Source organism: Insulibacter thermoxylanivorax, assembly GCF_015472005.1.
Lineage (GTDB): Bacteria > Bacillota > Bacilli > Paenibacillales > DA-C8 > Insulibacter > Insulibacter thermoxylanivorax.
The window spans coordinates 51,126-71,436 of sequence record NZ_BMAQ01000005.1 but is presented as its reverse complement, the minus strand read 5'-3'; the positions used below and the strand labels follow the sequence as shown (position 1 = coordinate 71,436).

Here is a 20,311-nt window from a genome sequence, read left to right as displayed (position 1 = left end):
ATTGGATGATGGTGATAGCTATGATGACTAAAATGATCACATGCGAGCACGACAACTACCCGGCGATCAGCAAGGTCAAATACCTCATGAGAGACTTGCCCTTCACAGAGATCGACGTGCAGAGCGTGCTGGTCAGCCTGATGGAGATCACACGCAATGTGTTGATCCATGGGGGCGGCAGGGGCCAATTGATCTGTCACAAAGTCACGCAGGGCATCTGCTTGATCGTGAAGGATCAAGGTCCTTGGATCGAGAATCTGGATGAAATATTAAAGGGGAGCAAGCCTTCCTCATCGGGGCTTGGCCTTGGCATCAGCGGGACGATGCGCTTGATGGATGCGGCAAGCATCAATACTTCTGCGAAAGGAACGAGAGTCGTTGCCATCAAAAGATACACATGAACATAACAGCCACCAATCCCGCCTGGCCTCCGTCGGACAGATCGCTGCCGGCATCGCCCATGAAGTGCGCAATCCCCTTACCGCCGTTAAAGGTTTCCTGCAGCTGCTGCAGAAGCAATCGCCGCACACCTATCTGGATATCGCGCAAGCAGAACTGGACAACGCCATAACCACCCTGCAGAATCTGCTCAACATCTCGAAAGCCGATTCCGAAGAAGAACAACCCGTGAAGATCCATCTATGCGCCGAGCTGGAGTCGCTGCTGAACTTATTCCAGGATCAGATCTACCGCGTGACGATTGAGAAGAAGTTCGAAGACGCAGAGGTCAGCATCACCGGCAAGAGGAATCAACTCAAAAAAGCATTTTTTAACATTCTCAAAAACGCCTTTGAAGCTATCGAGGGCCAAGGAACAATCAAGATTCATCATTACATACAGGACGAGCTGGTCTATGTCACGATCTCGGATACGGGAGTAGGCATTCCTAAGGAGAGAATTGATCTGCTGGGAACACCGTTCTATACGACGAAGTCCGAAGGGACGGGCATGGGTCTAGCATACGTCTTCTCAACGATCTATCAGCACAACGGCAGAATCGAGATCGAAAGCGAAGAAGGCAAAGGGACGACGTTTAAGTTTATTTTCCCCATGGAGATGCCCATGGACAAAGGAGTGGAACGAATGGATCTGCACTACGAATCCGATATCGATCTCCAAGGGTTCTTCGATCTGAATAAACAGGAATTTGAGCGATACCTGCTTCAGGAAGTCGTCAATCTGCAAGAGATCCTGGACGAGATCAAAACCGTCGGCGGTATCGATCTGCTGGCGAATGCCCATCATCTCGCTGCTCTGGTCATCGATAACCGCGAACCTGAAGTGATTAATTTTGCCCAGCTGGAAGGAAAGTTCTGGGCGCAGCATTCCACGCTGAACATCGAGGTGAAGCTGGAATGGTTCCAAGCGTTCCGCCGCATATTGTGGCACTTCATCTATAATTTTACGCGCTTAAGCGGAAGCGATTACAAGATGGACGACTTCTTCAAAATGGAGTATCGGATCAATATCACTCTGGATATCTTCCTGCGCCACTTCTTTACCAGCTATACCACCTTCAAAGATGAGATGATCAAAACCCATCGCGAGATGATCGATGATCTGTCGGTTCCCCTGATCCCGCTGACTTCAAGCGTTTTCATCCTGCCGCTGCTGGGCACCATTGATACCCACCGCGCCAAGGCCATCCAGGAGAAGATGCTTCACCAGATCGAGACTCACAAGATTCGCTCCCTGATCATCGATATGTCCGGCGTCGTCTACCTGGATACGATGGTCGTGCAGCATCTCTTCAAGATCTTGCATGGGGTCAGCTATATGGGATGTACGGCGATCATCACCGGGATCCGCGCAGAGATCGCTAACACGATGGTGAACTTGGGCATCTCCCTGAACGATCGCATCGAGACGAAGGGAACGCTGCAGCAGGCCTTGGAGGAGTTAGGTCTGCAGATCACCAATACATAACCTATATTTCATGCGCAAAAAGGTACAGAATTACGGGGGGTGGGATCCACCTCGCAATTCTGTACCTTATTTTGCATCTTGCATGATTAACCCAGAAAAGCTTTTTTCATCCGTTCAAACAACGTCTCTTGGTGCCCATGGGTATCGTCGCCGCTTAGTTTGGCGAACTCCCGGAGCAATTCCTTCTGCTCCTCGTTCAGATTCGTCGGCGTAACCACGACCACCTTCACATGCTGGTCACCTTGACCGATGCCTCTCAGGCGGGGCACGCCGTGGCCCTTCAAGCGGAAATACGTATGCGTCTGCGTTCCGGGCGGAATCTTGAGCTTGACTTTGCCCGTTAACGTCGGCACTTCAATCTCATCGCCAAGGGCAGCCTGAGCGAAGGTGATCGGTACTTCGCAGTAGATATCGTCGCCGTCGCGCTCGAAGAATTCATGATCCTTCACGCGTAAGACGACGTAGAGGTCCCCCGGAGGACCGCCGCGGATGCCTCGCTCCCCTTCTCCCGATACACGGAGCTGGGAACCATCATCAACGCCTGCAGGAATCTTGATATGAATCTTGCGGCGTTTCTTCACTTTGCCCGTACCATGGCACGAACCGCACTTCTCGCGGATGATCCTGCCCGCCCCGCCGCAGGTCGGACAAGTTCTGCGATTGACGATGCGGCCAAATGCCGTGTTCTGGATGAGTTCCTGCTGGCCTGTACCGCGGCAGGTAGAACAAGTCTCCGGATGCGTGCCCGGTTTCGCACCGCTGCCTCGGCAAGTATCGCAATCTTCCGTTCGCGGAATCTCAATGTCGGTCTCCTTGCCGAACACCGCTTCCTTGAACTCGATCGTCATCGTGTACTGCAGATCAGCTCCGCGCTGCGGCGCGTTCGGATTCCTCCGCGCACCGCCGCCGAAGAACATATCGAATATATCGCCGAAACCGCCGAAATCCTCGAATCCGCCGGCGCCGCCGCCGAAACCTTGGTTCGGGTCGACGTGACCGAAACGGTCGTAGTGGGCGCGTTTGTTGTCGTCGCTTAAGACCTCATAGGCTTCCTTCACTTCTTTGAACTTCTCCTCCGCATCCGGCTCTTTGTTCACGTCCGGATGGTACTTGCGAGCCAGTCTGCGGTAAGCCTTCTTGATCTCTTCGGGGGTGGCGTTCCTATCTACGCCAAGCACTTCATAATAATCACGCTTGCTCACTCGTTCCACTCCCATCGATGCACAACCAGCATGCATCGCTTATTAGGTTCCTACGCAATCAAAGTCAAAGCAGCTCTCACAGCCCGCTTTGACTTTGATTGCAGTTCATGGTGATAAGATTATTCTTTCTTATCATCATCCACAACTTCATAATCAGCATCTACGACATTATCCTTCTTGCCGCTCTCAGCACCTGCCTGCGGCTCTTGCTGCGCCTGGTCGGAAGCCTGCTGATACAACTTCACGGACAATTGTTGAACCACTTCGCTCAAGCGATCCTTCGCCTGCTTGATCTGTTCGATATCATTGGTTTCGAGAGCTTTCTTAACCGCTTCCTTCGCCTCATTCGCCTTGTCGATTTCCGATTGATCGACTTTGTCGCCGAGGTCTTTGAGGGTTTTCTCTACAGTATATACGAGCTGATCCGCTTCGTTCTTCGCTTCGGCAAGTTCTTTGCGTTTGCGGTCTTCTTCCGCGTAAGCCTCCGCTTCCTTCATCATACGCTCGATCTCTTCATCGCTGAGACCGCTCGAAGCCGTGATCGTGATCTTCTGGCTCTTGCCCGTACCCTTATCGACGGCCGAGACGTTGACAATCCCGTTGGCGTCGATATCGAAGGTAACCTCGATCTGCGGGATGCCGCGGGGTGCAGGCGGGATATCGCTGAGGACGAAACGTCCCAGCGTCTTGTTATCGGCAGCCATCGCCCGTTCGCCTTGCAGCACATGGATCTCGACGCTGGTCTGGTTGTCTGCATAAGTCGTGAAGATCTGCGACTTGCTCGTCGGGATCGTCGTATTGCGCTCGATCATCTTCGTGAACACGCCGCCGGCCGTCTCGATTCCAAGAGACAGCGGAGTTACGTCGAGCAGAACGACGTCTTGGACATCACCGGTAAGTACCCCTGCTTGAATCGCCGCGCCAAGCGCTACGACTTCGTCCGGGTTCACTCCCTTGTGCGGTTCCTTGCCGGTAAGCCGCTTAACCGCCTCTTGGACAGCCGGGATCCGCGTCGATCCGCCTACCAGGACGACCTTATCGATATCCGACGGGCTTAATCCTGCATCGGACAATGCCTGACGCGTCGGTCCCATCGTGCGCTCTACAAGGTCAGCGGTGAGCTCTTCGAACTTAGCACGAGTCAGGTTGACCTCTAAGTGCTGCGGAACACCGTCTACCACGGTGATGAACGGCAGGGAGATCGTTGTCGTCAGGACGCTGGACAACTCCTTCTTCGCCTTCTCTGCCGCATCCTTCAGACGTTGTAAGGCAGCATTGTCCTTGGACAGATCAACGCCGTGTTCCTTCTTGAACTCATCAACCAGATAATCGATGATCTTCTGGTCGAAGTCATCGCCGCCGAGGTTATTGTCGCCGCTCGTTGCCTTAACTTCGAAGATCCCATCGCCCAGTTCGAGGATCGATACGTCGAAGGTACCGCCCCCTAAGTCGAAGACCAGGATCGTCTGATCATCATCCTTATCCAGTCCATAAGCAAGCGCCGCCGCCGTCGGTTCGTTGACGATGCGAAGCACCTCCAGGCCGGCGATCTTACCTGCGTCCTTAGTCGCTTGGCGCTGGGAATCATTGAAGTACGCAGGTACGGTGATGACCGCTTGCTTCACTTCCTGCCCGAGATACGCCTCTGCATCGGCCTTAAGTTTCTGCAGGATCATCGCAGAGATTTGCTGCGGCGTATAATTCGTGCCGTCAATCTCAACTTTGTAATCTGTTCCCATATGGCGTTTGATCGACATGATCGTGCGATTCGGGTTGGTGATCGCTTGGCGCTTCGCCGTCTCGCCGATGAGGCGTTCGCCGTCCTTCTTGAAACCAACAACTGATGGCGTCGTTCGGTTGCCTTCCGCGTTCGGGATGACGACAGCTTCACCGCCCTCCATGACGGCTACACAAGAGTTGGTAGTACCCAAGTCTATTCCGATAACTTTGCTCATCTTCAAAGTCCTCCTATCCTTACTTAACCGCTGACTTTAACCATGGCGGGGCGCAGAACTTTATCCTTGAACATGTAGCCCTTCTGCAATTCTTCTAAGACGATCCCCTCTTCATGGTCCTCTGATTCTTCTGTCATAACCGCTTCATGATATTCCGGATTAAACGGCTGGCCTACGGCATTCATCGCCGTTAAGCCCGCTTGTTCCAAGACTTGCTTGAATTGACGGAAGATCATATCTATCCCTTTAACGAGCGCATCGTAGTCATTGCCGTTATGAGCAGAAGCCAGCGCTCGGTCAAAGTTATCCAATACCGGCAGCAAGGTCTCGATCACATCGGAGACAGCATACTTATACAGGTCTTCCTTCTCCTGACGGGTCCTGCGCCGGAAATTATCGTAATCCGCTTGTACGCGGAGCAAACGCTGCTTATGCTCCTCCAGCTGGCGCTGCAATACTTCAATCTCAGCTTGCGCAGCATCTGGAGTACTGCTTGCTTCCGCTGCCGCATCCGCTGTTTCAGCATCTGCCGCAGCTTGCGCTTCGCTTCCCCCAGCTGGATCAGCTTCCGGCGTGCTCTCGTCTTGTACATCTGCCCCTTGAGCTGCTGCATGAACATCTGTCTCGCTTGTCTGTTCCTGGACTGGAGCATCCTGCTTCGTCTCTTGGACAGTCTCTTCCTGTTTCACTGATTCATTGTTAGCATCCATCGTCCACTCTCACCCCCTGATTAGTAACGCTTATCCTTGATATCGAATGTTGGATAACAGATTGGATAATTCTTCAGAGAAATACTTCATCAAACTGATGACTTTGCTGTACTCCATGCGTGTCGGACCAAGAATGCCTATCGTACCCAGCGTCTGCCCATCGATGGAGTATGTCGCTGTGATCAAGCTGCAATTGTGGATGGCATCCAGATTGTTCTCAGAGCCGATCCGAACATGAATACCGGACTCCGACGGTGTCAGCATCTTGGCCAGCGTGTCCTGTTCCTCCAACAGGGCGAACAAGGACTTGACCTTCTCGACATCACGGAATTCCGGTTGATTCATAATATTCGTCGTGCCGCTTAGATACACCCGGCCCTCTTCTTCGATAGCCAATGCATCATCGAGGACGCGAATGAGCTCCTGGTACTTGCTCACATGCTTCGCGATCTCGCTGCTGAGCTCATTGTACAGCTTGGAAGTGAGCTGCATCATGGAGACACCCGAAAGTTTCGCATTTAATATATTCACCAATTTCTCGATTTCCGAAACAGGGACATCCTGCGGCAAAGAGATCAGCTTATCCTCCACATGCCCCGTATTCGTCACGATAATCATCACGGCCTGTCTCTCATTAAGCGGTACGATCTGCATATGTTTCAGAGATGTATGATACAACTCCGGCTCCAGCACGAGCGAAGTATAGTTCGTCATCTCGGCCAGAATCATCGCCACTTGCCGGATCACCGCTTCTTGCTGCTGCATGCGCTCAGCGAAGAATCTCTTCAGACGATCGATCTCATGCTTCGGAAGCTCCTTCAGATGGATGAGATGATCGACATAGTATCGATACCCTTTGTGCGAAGGGATACGACCTGCAGATGTATGAGGCTGTTCCAGATACCCGAGCTCTTCCAAGTCGGACATCTCGTTGCGAATCGTCGCCGGGCTGTAGCCTACATCCCCTCTTTTGGAGATGCTGCGGGAACCGACGGGCTCTGCTGAACGAATATAATCATCAACGATCGCATTCAAGATCAGACGTTGTCGTTCTGACAGCATGCGTTGTCAGCCTCCTTCCGTTAGCACTCGACTCTTAAGAGTGCTAAAAACCTATTAGTAAAATACCAAACCGCGCTTACCATTGTCAAGTCATGTCAATCCAGCCGCCGGAGCACCGCGATCTCGTCGCAGGCATGCCTTTTCTTGCAGTAGATGCAATCCGTCCATACCTTTTCCGGGAAGATCCCTTTGTCTACTACGCGAAATCCATTGCTCTCGAAAAAAGGAACCTCATAGGTTAGGGCCATCACCTGGCGAATCTTAAGCCGGCGCGCTTCTTCAAGCAGGGTCTCAACCAACTTCGTGCCAATGCCTCTTCCCTTATATCCTTCTGCGATGCCCAGCGAACGAATCTCAACGAGATCATCGCCTAACTTGCAAAGCGATCCGACGCCGACGATCACGCCGTCTTCCTCTGCCACGACGAAGGTATCAATGATGCGGCTCAACAGTTCCCGCGAGCGCGGCAGCATGATCCCTTGCTGCGCGTAGTGATCGATCAATTTATAGATTTGCTCTACATCATCAATTCTTGCTTTGCGCACAACCGCCATCTTCCTATCACCTATCCCTCGAAGTCCCGCGCTGCTCCCTGGGGTCGGTTCAACAGCGCTTAAGACTTAACAGACTTCATCTGCTATGCAGGTATAGGGATAAATATACATGATCGGGTATAAACATGCAATTGTTATTTGGTGAAATTTCCTTGCAACACGGCGGGTTGTGCGGAACCGATAAACGCACCGAAGACATCGTTGCCGTAGAGCAGTCCCTGCCTGGTGAGCCGATAACCTTCCTCTGTACGTTCGAGCAGCCCTAAACGGCATAAGCGATCGATGACCGGGCCGAATACCTCCTCGATGTCACAGCTGAATTGGCTGCGAAAGTCTTCTGAGCGAACTCCGTCCAACATGCGCAGGCCAACCATCATGAAGTCCTCCATCGCTTCCTGCTCGCTCACTTCATACTGTTCCATCCGCGGCAATCCTTCAGCGCAAGCCCGGATATAGGGCTGCACCCCTTTGATATTCACATGGCGCTTCCTATGAACATAACCGTGGGCACCAGCACCGATTCCATAATATGGATCATTGCGCCAATAGGTGATATTATGCCGGCTTTCGAAGCCCGGTTTGGCAAAGTTGCTGATCTCATATTGCACATATCCCGCTTCACGGAAACGGTCCATGATCAAGAGATACATCTCATATTCGGTATCCTCATCAGGAAGCGGCAGCTCATCGCGCTGATACAGCTTGTAGAACAAAGTGTTCTCTTCTACTTTTAAGCTGTAGATCGAATAATGGGGCAGATCGAGTTCCAGCGCCAGCGTCACACTGCGATCCAACTGCTCCAAGGTCTGATTCGGCAGACCGAACATCAGGTCGATCGAGAGGTTCGTAAACCCCGTCTTCCTGGCTGCTTCGATGCTGCGGTATACATCATCCGTATCATGGATCCGGCCGATCGCATAGAGCAGCTGATTGTCGAAGGACTGGACGCCGAAGCTGATCCGGTTCACGCCGCCTTCCAGCATCACCGCCAGCTTCTCCCCATCGACGGTTCCCGGATTCGCTTCCATCGAGTATTCGATCTGCGGCGATTGCCGGGGGAAGAACTTCTGCACCGAAGACAGGAATACGCTCATCTGCTCCGGCGTCAACACCGTCGGCGTACCGCCCCCTACGAAGATGGTCTCTATCATCTCCGGCGGCGTCAGCGCCGTCGTCCTCTCCATCTCTTGTTCTAAAGCCCGCAGATAATCCATCACAGGCTGGTCCTTCAGCACCACGGAATTAAAATCGCAGTAATGGCATTTGTTCGTACAGAACGGGATATGAATGTAGACAGCCTTCGGACTGGCTGTATGAATCTTGGACATCGCAGTCCCTGCCTCTCTGGAATGATCTTCGTAACAAATCAGGGGAAAGCTTGTCCTCCGCTTCTTACAACCAGCGGCAGGTGCACTTTCCCCTGGATACGCGCCATAACCTCATCTTGCATCAGATGGTCAGTCGTCAAGCCGGAGGACAGCCATAAATGCTTCCTGTGGAACTTCTACGCTGCCGACCTGCTTCATGCGCTTCTTACCTTCCTTCTGCTTCTCCAACAACTTGCGCTTCCGGCTGATGTCCCCGCCGTAACACTTGGACAGCACGTTCTTGCGCATCGCTTTGACCGTCTCGCGGGAGATGATCTTATTCCCGATGGCCGCCTGGATCGGAACCTCGAACATCTGCCGCGGAATCAGTTCCTTCAATTTCTCACAGATCGCCTTGCCTCGATGATACGCCTTGTCCCTATGAACGATGAAGGACAGAGCATCCACCTGTTCTCCGTTCAAGAGGATATCCATCTTCACAAGGTTCGACCGTTTATATCCTTTGAACTCATAATCGAAGGATGCATAGCCCCGCGTGCTGGATTTCAGCTGGTCGAAGAAATCATAGACGATCTCCGACAGAGGAATATCATAAGTCAGCGTGACACGGGTCGTATCGATATATTCCATATTGATGAATTCCCCGCGCTTGCTCTGACACAGCTCCATAACCGCACCTACATAATCGTTAGGCACGATGATCGAGGCACTGACATAGGGCTCTTCGACGTAGTCAATCTTGCCCTGCTCCGGATAATGGGAGGGGTTCTCGATATGAAGAACTTCACCGTTGGTCAGAGTTACGCGGAAGACGACGCTCGGCGCCGTCGTCAGGATCGGGATGTTGAACTCCCGCTCGATCCGTTCCTGAATGATCTCCATGTGCAGGAGTCCCAAGAAGCCGCAGCGGAAACCGAATCCGAGAGCCGAGGATGTCTCCGGTTCGTAGCTGAGCGAAGCGTCATTCAGCGACAGCTTCTCCAGGGCTTCCCGCAGGTCCTCATAATCCGAAGAATCAATCGGATAGAGACCGCAGAACACCATCGGATTGATCTTGCGATACCCTGGGAAGGGCTCAGGCGTCGGATTCTTCGCATCGGTGACCGTATCCCCGACGCGCGTGTCCTTGACGTTCTTAATGCCTGCTACTACGTAGCCGACATCGCCCACATTCAGCGCATCAACGGGCGTCATGTTCGGCTTGAACACGCCGACCTCGATGACCTCATAACTCTTGCCGGAAGCCATCATCTTGATCTCCGTTCCCGGACGGATCTCGCCGTCTTCGACGCGGACATAGATCACCACGCCCTTGTACGAATCATAGTGGGAATCGAAGATCAATGCCTTCAGCGGCTTATCTGGATCACCGGAAGGCGCCGGGATCTTATGCACGATCTGCTCCAGGATCTCCTTGATCCCGATCCCGGTCTTGGCCGATGCGAGCACCGCATCGCTGGCATCGAGTCCGATGATCTCTTCGATCTCCTGCTTCACCCGATCCGGTTCTGCACTTGGCAGATCGATCTTGTTGATGACCGGCAAGATCTCGAGATCGTTGTCCAGAGCGAGATACACGTTCGCCAGCGTCTGCGCTTCGATGCCCTGCGCCGCATCCACGACAAGCAGCGCTCCTTCACACGCCGCGAGGCTGCGCGAAACCTCATAGGTGAAGTCGACGTGTCCGGGAGTGTCGATTAGGTTCAGGATATATTCTTCGCCGTCATCGGCCTTGTATGTCAAACGAACCGCTGTCAGCTTGATCGTGATGCCGCGTTCACGTTCCAGGTCCATCTGATCGAGTACCTGCTGCTGCATCTCACGCGAGGTCAACGCACCGGTGTATTCCAGGATTCGATCGGCAAGGGTGGATTTCCCGTGGTCGATATGTGCGATGATGGAGAAGTTTCTGATTTTGCTTTGTCTTTTGCGAATGTCTGTCATGCTTGACCTCCCACAGATTTGTTATCAATTATAACAGTTCTGTGGCGGGTTTGAAAGATGCAGCCCGTGAGACCGCGCTGTCTGAGTCTAATGCAGAATCCCGTCGAACAGGGAAACGATCAGCTCGATCCCGCCCCGTGCTGTGCGCTGCAGAACGGTCCCCGTCGCATCGGCGATCACATTCACCAGGGCGGTATCCTGCACAGGTTGTTCAAGTGCCTGCCATGGATCGCGCTCCTCTTGATCAGCTGACCAGACGGGGTCTGCCTGGACTGCAGTTCCTTCATAACTGGACGCAGGCACCCCGTCTTCCGCCGGCATTCCCGGTTTGCCGTAGATGTCCTCGATGCCGTTGGTAGCCAGATCCACGCCATAGAAGATGCCGCAGCAGACGAGCAGAGCGAGGATCCCTAATCTTGTCAAAAATCTTGCCATGGTTCTCATCCCAAGTCACTTCCCTTACCCCTCGTACTTATGGACCTGATCAGCGGATGCTCGGACGACATCTCCCGCCGGCATCGGCGCATCCACCTTCTCAGCATCCCAGATCACATCGGAGATCACTTCAGCCAATACGTCGATGGTGCGATAGGATTCTTCCAGTGTATTCTCAGGTCCGCCGACCTCGATCAAGATCGCATTAGGCGAGATATGCTGATTGTACTCACCGTTGCCTGTCTGCGCAGTCTTCCCATAGATGCCGCGGGATAACCCCGGGTACTTCTCCTCCAGACGATCGTGGATCTGTCTCGCGAAAGCCTCGTTCTGCTTCCAATTCGGGTTCTTATGGCCGATGACGAAGTAGACCTGTGCATAAGCGATGCCGTCGATCTCGGCCGTCGTCAGATCCCGCCGCTGCGAATCCCGGTGGATATCGAAATAATAGGTCAGCTCAGGATAGGTAGCTGCCGCCTCTTGGACGGTCTTAAGAGAATAGCTGTAGGACTTATTATAGTTAAAATCCTTCACCTCCGACGGATAATCCTTATCCGATACCTTCGTGCCAATCCCCTCCTCCTTCAACCGCTCGGCCAGCCGCTTGCCCAGCAGCGTGATATTGATATTGGCGTCATAAGCATCATTCAGCTTCGTAACACCCTCTAGTTCGGGAACCCAGGATTCCCGATTGTGAGAGTGATAGATAAACACCTTTATCCGTTTGCGGGCATCCGCTTCTGCGGCGGGCAGGTCCAGCGGGCTCTGCGCCTCCCCATCCGCTGCCGCTTCCGGGCTTCCGTCTGCATCAGAAGTCGCATCCTCCCGAAGGGGTTCCCAGCCGGGAACCGGCTTCAGTACTTCCGGAGGAGGGACGTGATCCACCGGATAGACAGCGGCATCCGTCGCTTTGCCTCGGCGGAAGAGCACCGCCTTGTCCATGCCTAACCCGCTGATCTCACCAGCCAGCACTGTACGCGGATCCTGCAGATTCACACCGGTCAACATCTGGAAGATGATCGGCCCCAGATCGCGGGAAGTCGGCCGCACGCGATCTTCATCCCCTTGCAGATTCGCCATCTCCATACCCAGGAGGTCGATGAAGACCTCGTCGGGAAGCGTGCCGGCTATTCCCTTCATCGATGGAAGCGGGGAAGGCTGAAGAAGCACCTGCAGCCTTACAGCCAAACCGCAGAATACCACCAATAGGAAAGTTCCTGCAGCGAGCATGGCGAAGAACTTGCCATAATCCATATATCTATTGCCTTGGAACCTATGAAACCTCGATTTTCTCCTACTGGAACTCGATCTTGGCAACATCTCCTGCGCCTCCTCCTAACCTCTCATAGACTCGTAATCTAGTAACTAATCTATGAAAGGAGGAAGAAGTATAGAACCGATCGCTCGAAATATTCCTAAATAAAATAAATGCGGCTAGCGCAGTTATTGTCGGGCTCGATTCCTGCGGCGATAGATGAGACTCAGCGTCCTCCGTGCCGCAAACACTGATCCTGCTAGTGGGTATAGGCCGCTACATTCGACGTATCCACCGCTTCATGGAGCGCAGCGTTCAAGCCGCTGGCGATGATGTTCGCGATATCTTCGATAAACTCGTCGATTTCCTTCGGCGTGACCAAGAGGTCGTGGCCGATCGGATTCAGCACCTCCTTGATGAGTTCCAATCGCTCTGTCTCGCTCAGCTGATCCATGAGTCCGAAGATCTGCTGCGTGTGATTCGTCCGCTTCTTGAAATGGCGGATGAGCATCTCCATGGTGTTCGTCACGATCGTAGAGGCATACACCACAGTGGGCACGCCGATGGCGATCACATCTACACCCAGTTCCTGCTTCGTCAGACCTTTGCGCTTGTTGCCGATCCCCGAACCGGGATGGATGCCCGTATTCGCGATCTGGATCGTCGTATTCACGCGTTCCAATGCCTTGGATGCCAAAGAATCGATGGCGATCACAAGATCCGGCTGAACCTTCTCGACAAGGGCATAGACGATATCGCTCGTCTCGATTCCCGTCGTTCCCAGCACCCCCGGCGCCAACGCGCTGACTTGCCGATAACCTGGATGCACCTGGTCAGGCATCAGCTCGAAGTAATGGCGCGTGACCATGATATTCTCAACGACCAAGGGCCCGAGCGCATCGGGCGTCACGTTCCAATTGCCCAGACCGATCAAAAGCACCTTCGCATCCGGCGAGATATTGAGATGTTTGAGGAACCGCTCGAACTCCTGTGCGAATTTCGTCGCTACGCGGTCCTGCAGCTTCGAGTCCTTGTGTCTTAAGCCAGGCACTTCCAATGTGATGTAATGCCCCGGAACTTTGCCGATCAGCCTCGCTCCTTCTTCATTCTGCACCTCGATCCGCGTGATCTTAATCCCTTGCTCTTCCAGGATCTCCGTATGTACACCAGGCAGTTCGTCAACCCGGCCTTGCACTTCACTTGCTGCTTCCTTAGCTTCAAGAGCCAGATCAAGATGTGCGGACTGCCGGTTCAACTCCCTGTCCAGATCCGCTTCCGTCAACTCCTTCAACGGCTTTTTGAACGGTGTATGGTTTCTTGGGCGTAACATGGGTCTCCTCCTTCGACAGCGATAGCGATATGGATACCCTCTATTGTGCGACAATGAAATCAGGATTATACTAGGATTGCTGCGGCATCACAAGCTCCGCTGGATGTTGCGTGGTGCTAGAAACTGTTGCTTTTTGAATATGAGCGTGTTAGAATACTTAAAGTTGTGAGAAGAGACGATATCGTTGATGCAAGGTTGGAGGTGAATCAGCATGCCAAACATCAAATCCGCAATCAAACGCGCAAGACAAAATGAGAAGCGCCGTGCGCACAACGCTTCGCAGAAGTCTGCACTTCGTACTGCTATTAAAGCTGTTGAGACGGCTGTTGCTAACAATGAACTGGAGAAGGCTCAAGCCGCTCTGATCATCGCTACTAAGAAATTAGACAAAGCCGCATCCAAGGGCTTGATTCATAAAAACGCAGCAGCGAACAAGAAATCGAGACTTGCGAAGAAAGTCAACGCGCTGGCCGCGCAAGCTTAATTCGCCTGTTCACAAGATCAAAAGGCTGCATGCTTAAGGTAAATGATACTTTAAGCATGCAGCCTTTATGATTATACGGCGATTGTACGGCGTCTTACGACGCCGCCAATTCTAAGATGAACAGCTCAAGGCCCAGCGTCTTGTCGACCAGACCTTGCTTCATGCGATAGTCCAGATCGGCCAGCTTGTGCAAACAAGTCATCAATTGCTTCATATTATAGGATCTGCTCATGCCATGGGCGAGTTTCACAGGGTATGGGGGAAGGCCGATGATCCCGCCGATCTGGGAATAGGACATCCCCTGCTCAGCCAGCTGTTTGACCTGGATCATGATGCGAAACTGTCTGGCGATGAGCGCCAGAATCTTGATCGGTTCCTCCCGCTGCTTGAGCAGCTCATGCAGCATCGACAGCGCTTGTTCCGGCCTGCGCTTCACCGCTTCATCGACCAGCATGAAGACCGTCTGTTCCGAATTCCTCACGACCAGCTCGTCGATCAGCTCCGCAGTGATAACACCGCCGCGGCCGGCGTAGAGCACCAGTTTCTCGATCTCGTTACTCAGCACCTGCATATCGGTGCCCGCGGCAGCGAGTAAGCGCTCTACCGCTTGCGGCGAGAATCGGCATCCGCCGCTGGCTGCTTGCTGCTCGACCCAATTTGCCAGCTCAACTTCCGATAACTCGGCGAAGCGAACAAGGGAACCCATATTTTTCAACATTCTGACAATTTTCTTGCGTTCATCTAATTTCTCATGATGCACCGTGAAGATAATGACGGACTGATCCGACGGTGCATCCAGATACTTCGCGAACCGATCGGTATCATGATCCACCTTGCTGACGGGTTTGGCACCGGTTAAGAATAAAGCTTCTTCCGCAAGAATCACCTTGCGCTCGCTGAAGAAGGAGCCGGTCTCCGCATCATCGAGCACTTCTGCCAGGGGCGTCTGAGACAAGTCGTACTTACTGAATGAGAACTCCCTGGATTCCGACGGCAGCAAGGCATCGATCAGCGCTTCGACGAAACGCTCCAAACGGTAGGTCTCTGTCCCGTAACAGACATAGATCGGTTGTACGCGGCCGGCGGCCGCTTCCTGCAATCGTTGGTTGGCATCAGCTGCCGCAATCATGATGCCTTCCCTTCCTCACGGCTGGCCACATCGATATAGTAAGTCTCTACGGTCTGACCGCTTTGGATCTTAAAGGTGAGGCGCTCATTGCCGGCCCACTCCAGATCGATGATCTCCCCATCCGCATAGGATTGTGAGACATAGATGCGCTCTTGGTCCGCATCGAGCACAACAACGGTGCCGTTCTCGATATAGGCCGAATAAGAACCGTCCGGCGAAGCCAAACCGCCGGCCACGCTTCCATGTTGGTCGATCACATCGATGATCTCAAAGCCGAAGCCCATCTCGTCATGAGGCTCGGGCGGTGATGCGGGTTCTTCCGAGGCGCCTCGCAGCTCGGCATTCAAGGCCGGTTGAATATCGAGTCCATCGCCCCCTGCAGGCTGTCTCGGACCTGCTTCCCCGCCGGCATCCGGCGCCGCCCCCGACACCGAGGGTTCGACTTCCCCTGTCGTTGAAGCATGCTTCTCCTCAACTGCCCTTAATCTCGGTTCTCCGTCGTCATAAGCGGTATCTTGCATCAATGTTGCCATATCCGATGCCGTCTCGCGGTTATAACTCATCACATCAGTGGTGAGGCTGTTATCAGCAAGCTGCTGGGATGCACCGTTGAAGTTAGATATCACGATGCCGAGCAGCAGGCTTGCCGCAGCCACACCGCCAATCACTCCATATGTCTTACGCCTTGACCTTCTGACATTACTCATCTTACGATCTTGTCCGCGTTCTTCTGCTCCATGCGGCAGCGGTACGACCGACGCAGCCTCCCGCTCTCGATCGATCTCGGCAAGCTTGGGCAGGATCGCATCGACCAGGCTTACGGGCGGATGAACCTCGGGCAGATGCGACAGCTCGTCAGCCAGTCGCTGTAATCGTTCCATCGCAGTGCGGCAGCTTGCACAGCTGCGCAGATGCAACTCGAACAAGGTTTGCTCGGCTTCTGACAAGTCGTTGTCCAGCTGTCGCTGCATATATTCCATCACCTCGTGACAATTCATCCCCCAACACCACCCTTCAAATAGTCTTGCAACAGCACTTGCAGCTGTTGTCTTGCTCGGAATAAGTAAGATTTGACGGTGTTCAAAGGCAAGCCTAACGATTCTGATATCTCGTTATAGGAAAAATCCTGCAGATAACGCAAAACCACAACCGCTCGATAATGATCAGAAAGCTTGTTGATCGCATCGCGAACGTCTTGCGATACATAAGCTGCAACCACCTCATCCTCCACGCTGTGATCGGAGGTGAAGGTGAGGTTGTGTTCATCGATGGATACCGTTGGTTTGTTTCTGCGGAATTTGTCGATACAGATATTCGTCACAATCCTCTGAACCCATGTCTTAAAACGCGCTTTCTCCTCGAACGAATCAATCTTGGTGTATATGCGAATTAGTGCTTCTTGAGCAGCATCCATGGCATCCTGCTCATTGCCTAGTATATAGTATGCTGTCCGGTAGACATGCGACTCGATCTCCCGAAGCAGCTGGATAAGAGCGTCGCGATCACCCGATTGAGCAGACCTGATCAGTTCTTGCTCTACCACCAGGATCCTCCTTCCTAGCACCCTAATAGACGGTACTTTCCCTTGATAAGTTGCACGCGGCTCGCGATATTTTCATGTAATAAGAATAACAAATATTTGCTTAGGCGTATACAGCCAAGAATTCACTCGTGCTGCGGCGGCGGCTGTTTCGGTAAGATCACTGCTATGAGAGTCATATATTCATAGGTTGTTAAGGATTGATTCGGATGCTTCTCAAAGTTTTTTGTATTCATGATCTTGCAGTCATCCTCTATGGGTGCTCATCCTATGGATGCTCGCCCTCTGTTCCCCAGTATTTGGTTCGTAGATACAGCTTCCCGCCGGATGACATGAATTGGATCTCTCCGTGCTCATCAGTGCGGTACATCTTCACGCCATGCTCCATCAGCCGGCCCAATACATCCTCCGATGGATGTCCGTAGGAGTTGCGCCCCACGGAGATCGCAGCAACCGCCGGCTGCCAGTAGCCGAGCCAATCATCGGAAGTGCTGTAGCGGCTGCCGTGATGTGCGACTTTCAGCACGTCGATGAACCGCTTGTCCGGAAGGAGAACATTCCTGGCTCCCGCTTCTTGAATATAGTCGATCACCTTGCGCTCCTCCGCCGAACCGATATCCCCTGTTAAGAGAAAGGAGGCATCCTGCATCTGCAGCAAGAACACGACGGAAGCCCCATTCTGATCGCTTACTTCTGGAACTGCTTCACCGTTTCCCTCCTGATCCACGATGGGATGGAGAAATTGGAGTCTTGTGTCCTTATCCGCTTGCCACGTCCTTCCTGCGGATACACGGATCAGCGGTATTCCCTTCTCTCTGGCTGTGTGTACCAGACGATCTGCATAAGCGGAATCCTTGGTCGTGCCGTTGTAGAGGATTCGTTCCGTCGGGATGTTCTCCAAAACCGCATGCAGACCGCCGATATGATCCGCATCCAAGTGCGTTGCGATCACCGCATCGAGCCGTTGGATGCCGCGCCGCCTGAGCAATGGCACGAGCGTATCCTTGCCTACTTCATAGGGATCCCTGCGGGCTCGCCATGCTTCTTGCTCGCCGAAGCGGAACGTGCCGCCGCCGTCGATTAATAGATGCCGCCCATGCGGGGTGCGGATCAGGATGGCATCCCCCTGCCCCACATCCAGGACACTGACGATCCCCGCTTGCCTCCAGCGATCGCCGATTTGAGCATATAGAAGCAGGGAGATAAACAGCGAACCTGTCAGCAGCACCAGCATCTTCAACAGACGACGGCTGATCAGGCCCTTGAGACGGGGCAGACCGATGAACAGGAAGAGGATCAGAAGATAATAGGCCGCGATCCACCAGAAGGGCACTCTCGGCCAGATCGTTAGCAGCCCTTGCCAGCCGGCGGTCCATTCGACGGCCCGAAAGAGCCCTTCCGCTGCCAGCGAAGCGATGGCTGCCGGCCATGCACCGAGAGCGGTATGCACCACTCCAAGCAGCAGTGAAAGCATGCCGAGGGGCAGGATCAGCACGCTTACCAGCGGCACCAGCAGCAGGTTCGCCGCCGGGGAGAGGAGATGGAGGAGATGAAAATAATAGATCACGATGGGGAAGGAGAAGATCTGGGCAGCGGCCGTCACGGCAAGAGAACCGGAGATGGCAGCGGAGCGCAGGCGAATCATCCCAGCGATCCGCGGTACAAGCAAGATCAGACCGAAGGTGACAACGAAGGACAGCTGGAAACTGATATTGTAGAGAAAATAAGGGTTCACCATTAACATCCCAACGGCTGCGATCAGCAAGAAACGAAGCGTATCCTTCCAGCGGCCGAGGCGCAGGGCAACAAGGCCCAGCATCGCCATCAAGCCTGCGCGCACCGCCGATGGAGATGCACCTGTGCCCAGCACGTACATCGGGACAAGGGCGAAGCTGACGGCGTAGATCTTCTCACGGGTCAGCCGGAGCAGCTTAAGCATCCAGAAGCAGCCCGCGGTGAATACGCCGACGTGCAGTCCGGAGATCGCCAGCACATGGGTCATCCCGATATCGGAGAATTGATCATACAGGTCCTGCGGCAGCCTCTGCTGATCCCCGATTAACAGCCCCTGCATAAAGCCCGCATAGCGTTCATCATATAATGACCACACAAGATCCGTAAGATGATTCCGGAAGCGGTCGATCGAACCGAGCAACAGTTGACCGCTCAGCCCGGGTCTTGACTTGATCACGATGGAGGACATCCCCTCCATCCGGATCTGCCAGTGGATGCGCTGTTTCTTAAGATATGAACGATAATCAAAATCGCCAAAATTCCGTGCTGAACTCGGAATCTGAAGCTCCCCCGTTAGCCGGATCTCCATGCCGCGGATCCAGGACGCAGCTTCCTGTTGTTCCGCTTGCGATTCCAGATAGATCGTCACCTGCATCTTCTCATGAAGATCCCGGATCTCTTCAACATCCTCTTCCGCTGTACCTCTGCCAGCTGCATGACTGTAGGCGCTTCGCGCATCAGGCGTTCTCAGCTTGCTGACACGGTATTGGAAGGACAATCTGTCACCGTCCAGCTTGATGCCGGACACGATCGTCCCTTCCGCCTCAACGATCCTCCCGTTCATGGCATCAGGCAGCGACGTGCGGTTCATCTGTTCACATGCCAGTCCATACACGATGGATAGAAGCGTTAAGGAGAGGATGAACAAGCGATGACGAATGCTTAGGTCATCGAAGGAACGCTTCGTATAATATAGGGAAGCGATGCAAAAGAGCAGCACGCAACCGATCGCCCAGCTTCGCCCTGCAAGTCCCGCTGCGAGCCCGCCGATCATACAAGCGCAAGTGCCGTAAAATCCCGCCTGTGACCGCATATTCGCCCTCCCGTTCCATGGTTCCCAGCAATTAAAGCAATAAAAAACACCCCATTCCTTCATCCGGAATCGAGGTGCTTCCTCTTAAATCAATATTCAGCGTCCTATCACATGCAACAATTAGGCGGTACCTGCCGGCGGCTCATAACCGACGAGCTGCCGGAAATGGATGCCTTTCTGTTTCATCAGCTTGCTGACCTTGTCCTGGTCCTTCTTATACTCACGGCAGTAGACGATCTCTGTGACGCCGCTGTTCGCGAGCATATTCGCACAGGTCCAACAAGGCTGGTCCGTCACATACACCGTCGCCCCCTCCCGGTCGCTGCGGTCGGTGAACAAAAGCAGGTTCTGCTCCGCATGGATCGTGCGTACGCAGCGCTGTTTCTTCACCACTTGTTCTTCCCCGTTGTCCTGAACTTGCAGCTCATATTCTTCGACCAGCATGCAACCCGCTTCTTCGCAGTCCGGAACGCCCGACGGCGCACCGTTATAGGCCGTTCCGAGCAGCTTCTTGCCCTGCACCAGCACGGCGCCGACACGGCGCCGGCTGCAGCGGGACCTCGTCGAAGCCATGAAGGCGATGTCCATGAAGTACGTATCCCAATCCTTACGAAGCGATGTCATGCGAAG

General features: G+C 53.6%; 18 protein-coding genes. 3 read left to right on the top strand and 15 right to left on the bottom strand.

Going from position 1 to position 20,311, the window contains the following annotated elements; genetic code table 11:
• Positions 1–23 precede the first annotated feature (23 nt).
• The gene (locus PRECH8_RS03350) at positions 24–401 is read left to right on the top strand and encodes an ATP-binding protein (RefSeq protein WP_242457418.1); all 378 of its coding nucleotides are present in this window, start codon (positions 24–26) and stop codon (positions 399–401) included.
• Complete coding sequence (locus PRECH8_RS03345; protein ID WP_242457417.1) at positions 379–1,926, top strand: ATP-binding protein; 1,548 nt, start codon at positions 379–381, stop codon at positions 1,924–1,926. The genes PRECH8_RS03350 and PRECH8_RS03345 overlap by 23 nt, the downstream gene beginning before the upstream one ends.
• 86 nt (positions 1,927–2,012) lie before the next feature.
• Here PRECH8_RS03345 and dnaJ read toward each other — a convergent pair whose 3' ends face one another.
• The 10 genes from dnaJ to gpr all read right to left on the bottom strand — a co-directional run bounded on the left by dnaJ (position 2,013) and on the right by gpr (position 13,638).
• Positions 2,013–3,143: a molecular chaperone DnaJ gene (gene dnaJ, locus PRECH8_RS03340; RefSeq protein ID WP_276569086.1), complete on the bottom strand. Its 1,131-nt coding sequence runs from the start codon at positions 3,141–3,143 to the stop codon at positions 2,013–2,015.
• Between the two features lie 104 nt (positions 3,144–3,247).
• Positions 3,248–5,083 (bottom strand): molecular chaperone DnaK, encoded by a 1,836-nt coding sequence (gene dnaK / locus PRECH8_RS03335; protein ID WP_200965669.1) that lies wholly within the window; start codon positions 5,081–5,083, stop codon positions 3,248–3,250.
• A gap of 23 nt (positions 5,084–5,106) precedes the next feature.
• Positions 5,107–5,793, bottom strand: coding sequence for a nucleotide exchange factor GrpE (gene grpE, locus PRECH8_RS03330; protein WP_200965668.1), 687 nt, complete (start codon positions 5,791–5,793; stop codon positions 5,107–5,109).
• A 30-nt stretch (positions 5,794–5,823) separates the two neighbouring features.
• Positions 5,824–6,855, bottom strand: a complete 1,032-nt coding sequence (hrcA, locus tag PRECH8_RS03325) for a heat-inducible transcriptional repressor HrcA (protein WP_200965667.1) — start codon at positions 6,853–6,855, stop codon at positions 5,824–5,826.
• Between the two features lie 95 nt (positions 6,856–6,950).
• The gene (locus PRECH8_RS03320; RefSeq protein WP_200965666.1) at positions 6,951–7,409 is read right to left on the bottom strand and encodes an N-acetyltransferase; all 459 of its coding nucleotides are present in this window, start codon (positions 7,407–7,409) and stop codon (positions 6,951–6,953) included.
• A gap of 134 nt (positions 7,410–7,543) precedes the next feature.
• Complete coding sequence (hemW, locus tag PRECH8_RS03315) at positions 7,544–8,737, bottom strand: radical SAM family heme chaperone HemW (protein ID WP_200965665.1); 1,194 nt, start codon at positions 8,735–8,737, stop codon at positions 7,544–7,546.
• Positions 8,738–8,866: 129 nt separating this feature from the next.
• On the bottom strand, positions 8,867–10,681 hold the full coding sequence (gene lepA / locus PRECH8_RS03310) for a translation elongation factor 4 (RefSeq protein WP_200965664.1): 1,815 nt from the start codon (positions 10,679–10,681) through the stop codon (positions 8,867–8,869).
• Between the two features lie 87 nt (positions 10,682–10,768).
• A complete protein-coding gene (locus PRECH8_RS03305; protein WP_200965663.1) occupies positions 10,769–11,116 on the bottom strand; it encodes a hypothetical protein in 348 nt (115 codons plus the stop codon).
• A 24-nt stretch (positions 11,117–11,140) separates the two neighbouring features.
• The gene (spoIIP, locus tag PRECH8_RS03300; RefSeq protein ID WP_200965662.1) at positions 11,141–12,370 is read right to left on the bottom strand and encodes a stage II sporulation protein P; all 1,230 of its coding nucleotides are present in this window, start codon (positions 12,368–12,370) and stop codon (positions 11,141–11,143) included.
• A 260-nt stretch (positions 12,371–12,630) separates the two neighbouring features.
• The gene (gpr, locus tag PRECH8_RS03295) at positions 12,631–13,638 is read right to left on the bottom strand and encodes a GPR endopeptidase (protein WP_242457433.1); all 1,008 of its coding nucleotides are present in this window, start codon (positions 13,636–13,638) and stop codon (positions 12,631–12,633) included.
• A gap of 274 nt (positions 13,639–13,912) precedes the next feature.
• Here gpr and rpsT point away from each other — a divergent pair, with 274 nt between their 5' ends.
• Entirely contained in the window at positions 13,913–14,185 is a 273-nt protein-coding gene (gene rpsT / locus PRECH8_RS03290) for a 30S ribosomal protein S20 (protein WP_200965660.1), read from the top strand.
• A 94-nt stretch (positions 14,186–14,279) separates the two neighbouring features.
• Here the strand turns inward: rpsT and holA are convergent, their stop codons facing one another.
• The 5 genes from holA to PRECH8_RS03265 form a co-directional block, all read right to left on the bottom strand.
• A complete protein-coding gene (gene holA / locus PRECH8_RS03285) occupies positions 14,280–15,314 on the bottom strand; it encodes a DNA polymerase III subunit delta (protein WP_200965659.1) in 1,035 nt (344 codons plus the stop codon).
• Positions 15,311–16,312, bottom strand: a complete 1,002-nt coding sequence (locus PRECH8_RS03280) for an anti-sigma factor (RefSeq protein ID WP_200965658.1) — start codon at positions 16,310–16,312, stop codon at positions 15,311–15,313. The genes holA and PRECH8_RS03280 overlap by 4 nt, the downstream gene beginning before the upstream one ends.
• Positions 16,309–16,857, bottom strand: a complete 549-nt coding sequence (locus PRECH8_RS03275) for an RNA polymerase sigma factor (RefSeq protein ID WP_200965657.1) — start codon at positions 16,855–16,857, stop codon at positions 16,309–16,311. The genes PRECH8_RS03280 and PRECH8_RS03275 overlap by 4 nt, the downstream gene beginning before the upstream one ends.
• A gap of 265 nt (positions 16,858–17,122) precedes the next feature.
• A complete protein-coding gene (locus tag PRECH8_RS03270; RefSeq protein ID WP_200965656.1) occupies positions 17,123–19,681 on the bottom strand; it encodes a DNA internalization-related competence protein ComEC/Rec2 in 2,559 nt (852 codons plus the stop codon).
• A 120-nt stretch (positions 19,682–19,801) separates the two neighbouring features.
• Positions 19,802–20,305 (bottom strand): deoxycytidylate deaminase, encoded by a 504-nt coding sequence (locus PRECH8_RS03265; protein WP_200965655.1) that lies wholly within the window; start codon positions 20,303–20,305, stop codon positions 19,802–19,804.
• Between the last annotated feature and the right edge of the window lie 6 nt (positions 20,306–20,311).

Excerpts from the sequence above, each read along its gene's own strand:
- lepA (WP_200965664.1), bottom strand. The coding sequence starts at position 10,681 with ATGACAGACATTCGCAAAAGACAAAGCAAAATCAGAAACTTCTCCATC.
- PRECH8_RS03265 (WP_200965655.1), bottom strand. The coding sequence starts at position 20,305 with ATGACATCGCTTCGTAAGGATTGGGATACGTACTTCATGGACATCGCC.
- PRECH8_RS03305 (WP_200965663.1), bottom strand. The coding sequence starts at position 11,116 with ATGGCAAGATTTTTGACAAGATTAGGGATCCTCGCTCTGCTCGTCTGC.
- hrcA (WP_200965667.1), bottom strand. The coding sequence starts at position 6,855 with ATGCTGTCAGAACGACAACGTCTGATCTTGAATGCGATCGTTGATGAT.
- dnaK (WP_200965669.1), bottom strand. The coding sequence starts at position 5,083 with ATGAGCAAAGTTATCGGAATAGACTTGGGTACTACCAACTCTTGTGTA.
- PRECH8_RS03280 (WP_200965658.1), bottom strand. The coding sequence starts at position 16,312 with ATGAATTGTCACGAGGTGATGGAATATATGCAGCGACAGCTGGACAAC.
- spoIIP (WP_200965662.1), bottom strand. The coding sequence starts at position 12,370 with ATGGATTATGGCAAGTTCTTCGCCATGCTCGCTGCAGGAACTTTCCTA.
- PRECH8_RS03350 (WP_242457418.1), top strand. The coding sequence starts at position 24 with ATGACTAAAATGATCACATGCGAGCACGACAACTACCCGGCGATCAGC.
- hemW (WP_200965665.1), bottom strand. The coding sequence starts at position 8,737 with ATGTCCAAGATTCATACAGCCAGTCCGAAGGCTGTCTACATTCATATC.
- rpsT (WP_200965660.1), top strand. The coding sequence starts at position 13,913 with ATGCCAAACATCAAATCCGCAATCAAACGCGCAAGACAAAATGAGAAG.
- grpE (WP_200965668.1), bottom strand. The coding sequence starts at position 5,793 with ATGGATGCTAACAATGAATCAGTGAAACAGGAAGAGACTGTCCAAGAG.
- dnaJ (WP_276569086.1), bottom strand. The coding sequence starts at position 3,143 with ATGGGAGTGGAACGAGTGAGCAAGCGTGATTATTATGAAGTGCTTGGC.
- PRECH8_RS03320 (WP_200965666.1), bottom strand. The coding sequence starts at position 7,409 with ATGGCGGTTGTGCGCAAAGCAAGAATTGATGATGTAGAGCAAATCTAT.
- PRECH8_RS03270 (WP_200965656.1), bottom strand. The coding sequence starts at position 19,681 with ATGCGGTCACAGGCGGGATTTTACGGCACTTGCGCTTGTATGATCGGC.
- holA (WP_200965659.1), bottom strand. The coding sequence starts at position 15,314 with ATGATTGCGGCAGCTGATGCCAACCAACGATTGCAGGAAGCGGCCGCC.